The sequence below is a fragment of the Enterobacter sp. UCD-UG_FMILLET genome (genome assembly GCF_000762975.1).
Classification (GTDB): domain Bacteria; phylum Pseudomonadota; class Gammaproteobacteria; order Enterobacterales; family Enterobacteriaceae; genus Enterobacter; species Enterobacter dykesii.
This window is the reverse complement of record NZ_JRJC01000042.1, coordinates 188,470-195,532: the sequence shown is the minus strand read 5'-3', so window position 1 is coordinate 195,532 and position 7,063 is coordinate 188,470. Positions and strand designations below refer to the sequence as shown.

Annotated in this window: 6 protein-coding genes and 2 rRNA genes; 5 read left to right on the top strand and 3 right to left on the bottom strand. The window is 53.6% G+C overall.

Annotation, left to right across the window (positions count from 1 at the left end):
- The 5 genes from LA04_RS20640 to LA04_RS20620 form a co-directional block, all read left to right on the top strand.
- Positions 1-213, top strand: a 23S ribosomal RNA gene (locus tag LA04_RS20640); the annotation flags it as partial.
- 69 nt (positions 214-282) lie between these two features.
- Positions 283-398, top strand: a 5S ribosomal RNA gene (gene rrf / locus LA04_RS20635).
- 124 nt (positions 399-522) lie between these two features.
- The gene (murB, locus tag LA04_RS20630) at positions 523-1,551 is read left to right on the top strand and encodes a UDP-N-acetylmuramate dehydrogenase (protein WP_047652962.1); all 1,029 of its coding nucleotides are present in this window, start codon (positions 523-525) and stop codon (positions 1,549-1,551) included.
- Complete coding sequence (gene birA / locus LA04_RS20625) at positions 1,548-2,510, top strand: bifunctional biotin--[acetyl-CoA-carboxylase] ligase/biotin operon repressor BirA (protein WP_047652961.1); 963 nt, start codon at positions 1,548-1,550, stop codon at positions 2,508-2,510. The genes murB and birA overlap by 4 nt, the downstream gene beginning before the upstream one ends.
- A 16-nt stretch (positions 2,511-2,526) precedes the next feature.
- Positions 2,527-3,519, top strand: coding sequence for a glycosyl hydrolase family 8 (locus tag LA04_RS20620; RefSeq protein WP_047652960.1), 993 nt, complete (start codon positions 2,527-2,529; stop codon positions 3,517-3,519).
- A gap of 48 nt (positions 3,520-3,567) precedes the next feature.
- On the opposite strand, the gene bcsG is transcribed toward LA04_RS20620, so the two are convergent.
- Genes bcsG through bcsE form a run of 3 tightly spaced genes read right to left on the bottom strand, consistent with a single transcriptional unit; the run spans position 3,568 to position 6,993 of the window.
- Complete coding sequence (gene bcsG, locus LA04_RS20615) at positions 3,568-5,247, bottom strand: cellulose biosynthesis protein BcsG (RefSeq protein WP_047652959.1); 1,680 nt, start codon at positions 5,245-5,247, stop codon at positions 3,568-3,570.
- Positions 5,240-5,434 carry a cellulose biosynthesis protein BcsF gene (bcsF, locus tag LA04_RS20610; RefSeq protein WP_081957737.1) on the bottom strand — a complete coding sequence of 65 codons (195 nt, stop codon included), beginning with the start codon at positions 5,432-5,434 and terminating at the stop codon, positions 5,240-5,242. The genes bcsG and bcsF overlap by 8 nt, the downstream gene beginning before the upstream one ends.
- Positions 5,431-6,993: a cellulose biosynthesis c-di-GMP-binding protein BcsE gene (gene bcsE, locus LA04_RS20605; RefSeq protein ID WP_047652957.1), complete on the bottom strand. Its 1,563-nt coding sequence runs from the start codon at positions 6,991-6,993 to the stop codon at positions 5,431-5,433. Before bcsE ends, bcsF begins: the two co-directional genes overlap by 4 nt.
- Positions 6,994-7,063 lie beyond the last annotated feature (70 nt).

Genomic DNA, 7,063 nt, shown 5'->3' with positions numbered 1-7,063 from the left:
GGGTTGTCATGCCAATGGCACTGCCCGGTAGCTAAATGCGGAAAAGATAAGTGCTGAAAGCATCTAAGCACGAAACTTGCCCCGAGATGAGTTCTCCCTGACCCTTTAAGGGTCCTGAAGGAACGTTGAAGACTACGACGTTGATAGGTCGGGTGTGTAAGCGCAGCGATGCGTTGAGCTAACCGATACTAATGAACCGTGAGGCTTAACCTTACAACGCCGAAGGTGTTTTGGCGAAGAGACAGACACGATTTTCAGCCTGATACAGATTAACAGAATTTGCCTGGCGGCTTTAGCGCGGTGGTCCCACCTGACCCCATGCCGAACTCAGAAGTGAAACGCCGTAGCGCCGATGGTAGTGTGGGGTCTCCCCATGTGAGAGTAGGGAACTGCCAGGCATCAATTAAGTGAAGAGGCCATCCGAAAGGATGGCCTTTTTGCGTTTATACGCTGCACAAACTAATCCCCCAACGCCCTGCTTATACGGTAAACTACCTGCGTTTTTGCATCAGGATAGCGTCTATGAACCACTCCCTTAAGCCCTGGAATACCTTTGGCATTCAACTCAATGCTAAACAAATTGTACGTGCCGATACTGCACAGCAACTGCTGGATGCATGGCAAAGCGCAACTGAAAATAACGAACCCGTACTGATTCTGGGCGAAGGAAGTAATGTCCTGTTTCTCGATGATTTTGCGGGAACGGTGATCGTTAACCGCATCATGGGAATTGATGTGGAAGAGCGTGCCGATAGCTGGCACCTGCACGTGGGTGCCGGAGAAAACTGGCATCAGCTGGTGCAATTCACCCTCGAAAAAGGGATGCCGGGCCTGGAAAACCTTGCGCTTATTCCAGGCTGCGCCGGATCGTCACCTATTCAAAACATCGGTGCCTACGGCCTCGAACTGAAACATGTCTGCGAATATGTCGACTGCATCGAACTGGCGACCGGAACGGCAAAGCGTTTAACGGCGGAACAGTGCCGGTTTGGCTATCGTGACAGTATCTTCAAACATGAATATCAGGATCGCTACGTGATTGTCGCCGTGGGTCTGCGCCTGTCGAAGAACTGGCAGCCGGTGTTGACCTACGGGGATTTAACGCGTCTCGATCCGGCTACCGTAACCGCCCGTGACGTTTTTGATTCCGTTTGCCATATGCGAATGACCAAACTTCCCGATCCAAAAGTAAACGGAAACGCTGGAAGCTTCTTCAAAAACCCGGTTATCAGCAGCGAAAATGCAAAAGCCTTTCTTGAAGGATGGCCAGCCGCGCCACATTACCCTCAGGCGGATGGCAGCGTGAAGCTTGCTGCGGGATGGCTTATCGATCAATGCCAGCTAAAAGGCACTTCAGTAGGCGGTGCTGCCGTTCACCAGCAGCAGGCTCTGGTGCTGATTAATCAGCGCGATGCGACCAGCGATGATGTTGTACAGCTGGCTCATTATGTTCGTCAGCGTGTGGGCGAAAAATTTAACGTCTGGCTGGAGCCAGAAGTTCGCTTCATTGGCTGTACAGGTGAAGTTAATGCAGTGGAGGCTATCGCGTGAAGGACAATACCATTCCCTTAACCCTGATTAGCATCCTTGCTGACGGTGAGTTTCATTCTGGCGAGCAGCTGGGTGAACAGCTTGGCATGAGCCGTGCTGCTATCAATAAACATATCCAGACGCTTCGCGACTGGGGTGTTGATGTGTTCACTGTTCCCGGAAAAGGCTACAGCCTGCCGGAGCCGATTCAATTGCTGAATGAAGAAGCGATCCGCAGCCAGATCGGACACGGCAATGTAGCGGTGCTGCCGGTGATTGATTCGACGAACCAGTATCTTCTGGATCGTCTGCCTGAGCTGACATCCGGCGATGCCTGCGTTGCTGAATATCAACAGGCTGGTCGCGGCCGTCGCGGTCGCAAATGGTTTTCGCCATTTGGCGCTAACCTCTATCTGTCCATGTACTGGCGACTTGAGCAGGGCCCGGCAGCTGCCATTGGTCTGAGTCTGGTCATCGGCATCGTCATGGCGGAAGTGCTGCACGATCTGGGGGCGGATAAAGTACGTGTTAAGTGGCCTAATGACCTGTACCTCAACGATCGTAAACTTGCCGGCATTCTGGTCGAACTGACGGGAAAAACGGGCGATGCGGCGCAAATCGTCATTGGCGCAGGCCTCAACATGGTGATGCGCAATGTACAAAATGATGTGGTGAATCAGGCCTGGACTAACCTCCAGGAGGCGGGGATCGTCATCGATCGTAACACCCTTGCCGTGCGTATGATTAAAGAGTTGCGCAGTTCACTCACGCTTTTTGAGCAGGAAGGACTGGCATCGTTCCTGTCTCGTTGGGAAAAGCTGGATAACTTTATCAACCGCCCGGTGAAACTGCTGATTGGTGATAAAGAGATCTACGGAATTTCCCGCGGTATTGACGCACAGGGCGCGCTGCTCCTGGAGCAGGATGGCGTGATCAAACCCTGGATGGGCGGTGAGATTTCACTGAGAAGTGCCGAATAACCGGATCGAGTTAATTATGCGAAAACCCGTGTGCGCGACGCTGGCCGTCATGATGAGTCTGCTGTTCTCGCCTCTCTCTCATGCGGATCGGGCCTGGGAGAGTTACAAGGCCCGCTTTTTCAAACCGGAAGGCCGTATTGTTGATACCGGCAATGGCGGCGTGTCGCATACGGAAGGTCAGGGTTTTGCCATGCTGATGGCGGTGGCCAACGACGATAAAGCCACGTTCGATAAGCTCTGGCAATGGACAGACAGTCAGCTGAAGAACAAAGAAAATGGTCTGTTTTACTGGCGCTATAATCCCGCAGAGTCCAACCCGGTCACCGACAAAAACAACGCAGCAGATGGCGACGTGCTGATTGCCTGGGCGTTGCTGAAAGCCGACGCCCGCTGGCATGACAAGCGCTACAGCACCGCATCGGATGCAATTACAAAAGCACTGATTGACCACAGCGTGATCCGCTATGCCGGTTACCGCGTGATGCTGCCCGGCGTCCAGGGGTTTAAGCTTGAGGGTGAAGTGGTCCTCAATCCTTCCTATTTCGTGTTTCCGGCCTGGCAGGCCTTCTCCAGACGCAGTCATTTGCCGGTCTGGCGCGATTTGATTAAGGACGGGAAACGCCTGCTGGGGAAAATGGGCTCGGGTAAAGCGAATCTGCCAACTGACTGGGTTTCACTGGCATCAGGTGGCAAGCTGGCTCCTGCTAAAGGCTGGCCGCCGCGAATGAGCTATGACGCGATTCGTGTTCCGCTGTACGTTGCCTGGTCTGATAAGCAAAGCCCGCTGCTGACGCCGTGGAAGGCCTGGTTCGGACAGTTCTCCCGGGAACAAACTCCCGCCTGGGTTAACGTCACGACCAACGAATATGCGCCCTACATGATGGAAGGCGGCCTGCTGGCTGTACGCGATTTTACGATGGGGCAGTCTTCCGGTGAACCCGAAATCACCTCTAAAGACGACTACTATTCGGCAAGTCTGAAAATGCTGGTGTGGATCGCCCAGCAATAATGTCGAGATTGTCCCTCTCCCCGATGGGGAGAGGGACGTCATACCGTATTACTGCGGATACGGCACCCAATCCCCGCCGTTCAGGCGAACGTAAGGTTTGTTTTGATACTGAATGACGACCGCGTTAGCGTTCTCTGAGACTTCTGCCGTTTGCGGCAGGTTGCTGGTGAGCCGATCCCAGTTCACGCTATCTTCCACAAACAGCTTCCCGTCAACGGCGCGGGCAACCAGTTCTGAAATCGCCAGATAGCTGGTTGGCTGTGTAATCTCAATCGGTGCGCCCTGATGCGGTGCCTTCATCCCAAAGAATTTAATGCCTGCAGGCACGTTAGTGATGGACGGGCTTGGGATATCACGCAGACCCGAAACCTGCATTCTGTCGCCTTTCAGCGCGCCGCCGTGCTCAGGTACCACAACCACCATCACTTTACGGCCTGATTTTTCCAGCTCCGTGAAGAACGCGTCCAGCTCGTCGAAGAACTTCTGCGCACGCACTTTATAATCAGCCGTTTTGCTCACGCCCGGGAAATGGTTACCGTCGTGGAGCGGCAGGGTGTTAAAGAACGTCGCGCTGCGCGGATTACTGTCTTTTTCGATGGTCTGCAGCCAGCGTTGCAGAACGGCGGTATCGTCATAAACGGGCGAACCGTCGAAGCCCAACAGAGAGACAGGAAGACCGGTTTGATCCATCAGCGGTGCCTGCATGCCGCCCTGTTCGCGCACCTCTTTCAGGAAGTTACCGAACTGGCCGTTATGCCCCAGCATCAGATGCTGCGTAAAGCCCAGTTTTGCGAGGTTATCGAACAGATAACACTGGTTGCCGGCGGGTTGATACAGGTTTTTATGCGATGTCTGGCCGCAGCTTGCACGCAGCAGGCGGATCGCCGCCGGGCCGCTGTACGAGGTGGCAGAGTTGAAATCTTTAAACTGAATATCGAAGTGTGACCACAGCGGATGAGACATCAAACCGGCGGCGTCCACGTCGGCCCAGGAGAGAGAGCAGATGTTGATCACCAGCAGTTCAAACGGCTGAGCATCTGCCGGCAGCGCATCCGGGAATTTAGTCTGTCGTTTGTCCTCCGCGGTATAGAAACTGGAGAGCCAGGCGTTCAGGTTGGTAGAGGTCGGCGGTGCGGTCTGGGTTGGGATATCGCCCACCACAGGCGTATCGCCTGCCGTGGTGACGGTGGCCGCCGCGCTTCCCCCGGTGGTGGTTACCGTGGTGGTCGGTTGACCTGCAGGCCACAGCGAAAAGTTCGGCCCAGCCAGCGTCAGCACGTTAAGCCAGATCATAATCGCGACGACAAACACCGTAACGCGGATCCACTGTGACAGGAACAGCCAGGCAACCAGCAGCACAAATACCGCGCCAATCATCTGCCAGTTAATAAAGCGCTCGGTCAGGTCAAGCATATAGTCTGCACTGAAGCCCGCCACCTGCGACCCCTGGCTCATAATGCTGTCCGGCCCCGGTAGCCAGGTATCATGCCAGAACAGCGCAAAGCCGACAGGTACAGCGACCCAGTGGCGTAAGCGATGCAGCCTGATATTCGGCAGCGGCATCAGCAGGAAGGCCATAAACACGAGGTTGAGAAGGGGATGGAAATTCAGATAGCCTGCCCACAGCAGACCAAACTTCACCAGAAAGTAGAAGTTCCAGCCGGAAAGGCCGCGCCAGTACTGCCAGAGCGGCGAGGGTGACGAAGCGGTATAGGTAGAATTAGTCATGTTTTCGGTCTGCCTTGACGTGTGATGCCCGTGTCAGTATTCCGGCTGGTTTTACATAGCGAGGTTTGATAAACAGCACTCTGGCCGTATCACGGATACAGCGTATGGAATGGCGCGCGTAGTAGCCAAGCGGGAAAAAGATCAGCGCACAGAATATAACCAGTTGAATGATATCGCTGATATTCATGATGATGCGTTCTCCGCGTTGTCTGTTAATAAGCGAAGGGGTTCCGGAATTCGACGCCAGACGTGTCCATCATGTCTGGCATTGAGGATCGGTTTGGCATCGCTCGTGATAGCGAGCGGTTTGGCCCATTGTTCAGGCTGGAGCGCACGCATCTGCACCAGCTCCGCGCTAATCGTATTATCTTCGAACCAAATCATACGGTTCGAGAAAATATCCCCGGTAGGCAGGGGAAAGATGTGGTTAAGTGCCGTATCGAGATCGTTTACCCGGCAGAAGGACAAAAACAGCACCAGGCGATTGTCGCCAATGGTCATGATGTCCCCTGTACGATTCGGGCGACATAGGGTGAGCGCCTGTTCAACGCGAATACCCGGTACAGGACGCAGGGCAACCATGACCCCTTTTCCGTCTGCAGGAAGAAGCGTGTTGTTCATCATGTTGCCCACGGCGTCGCAGAAGGTATCCCATTTTTGGTACCCACGCAGCTTCATCGGCTGCGTCATGGAGAGCAGCGTGGAAATATCTTCCGGTACGTGGCGGCTAAACTGCTGGCCCTGAACGCTTTCGATAAGCGTCAGGCAGCGTGACAACGGCGCATTCCAGGGAATAACCATATTGGCGCCGCAGCCCAGAAGCAGGCGCTCATCGGTGGCGCGCAGGCTGGTATTATTTTCGCGCACAATAATTTTTAACGCACTGCCGCGCTGGCGGCGTAAGGTGTGGATTTGTCGTGCCAGCGTCTCAATCTGGTTATTCTGCATCAGCGAGAAAATAAGGGTTGCCGCCTGGGTTGTGCGGGCTTCATGGAAAAGGGCTTCGTTAGAATCAAACAATGTCCAGTTTTCCGACAGGGCGGGCGCCCCCTCTAAAACCGCGATATGGCTAAGAATGCGTTTTTCGTCACTGCGCGGCTGCACCACGGTTTCTTCCTGCTGCGCCAGGTGCCACTCGCCCTCGATATGTTTCAGCGTAAGCTGTTGCCTGGCGCTCACGCCTTTTTCATTACACCAGAATGCAATATCGTAGAGATAGCTGCCCACCTGGTCGCGCACGCTTGCCAAACCGAACAGGGAGCGATATTCGGCCATTAAAAGTGAGAACAGCTTGTCATTATTACTGCCGGGATTGACGACCAGAAGCGTGCAATTTTGAAATTTTGCCCATTTATTGATTTTTTCCAGCCACGACAGCAGTTTTTCCGCAGGTATATTTTGCAGAACGTTATTTGCACATTTAAGGATCACTAAATAGTGATCCGGGTCAATAGAGCACTGAACGTCGCGGGTCAAAAAGTATAGACTATCGGCTTCCGATGTCATGGAAAATAATCGCACCGTCTGGGGGCCGCGGTCACTTTCAAGCGTGATAATGTTCTTCGACTCTTCGCCCATGCTAATGACGGCCACGAGGGAATCCTTATCCTGAGCAGCAATTGTCTGGTTTACAAGACTGATAGCATCTTCATTACGGTCCGTATTAATCCACCAGACTCCTCCGACTGGCATGTGGCTCAATTCGTCCCATAATGACTGGATGCCAATAGAAAATATGGAGTCCACGGTGTCCCTCTTTTCGTCTAATTTATCTGTATCTCAGTTTACTAGCGAAAGCGTAGAAATAAACCTAACA

Excerpts from the sequence above, each read along its gene's own strand:
- bcsG (WP_047652959.1), bottom strand. The coding sequence starts at position 5,247 with ATGACTAATTCTACCTATACCGCTTCGTCACCCTCGCCGCTCTGGCAG.
- murB (WP_047652962.1), top strand. The coding sequence starts at position 523 with ATGAACCACTCCCTTAAGCCCTGGAATACCTTTGGCATTCAACTCAAT.
- bcsF (WP_081957737.1), bottom strand. The coding sequence starts at position 5,434 with ATGAATATCAGCGATATCATTCAACTGGTTATATTCTGTGCGCTGATC.
- LA04_RS20620 (WP_047652960.1), top strand. The coding sequence starts at position 2,527 with ATGCGAAAACCCGTGTGCGCGACGCTGGCCGTCATGATGAGTCTGCTG.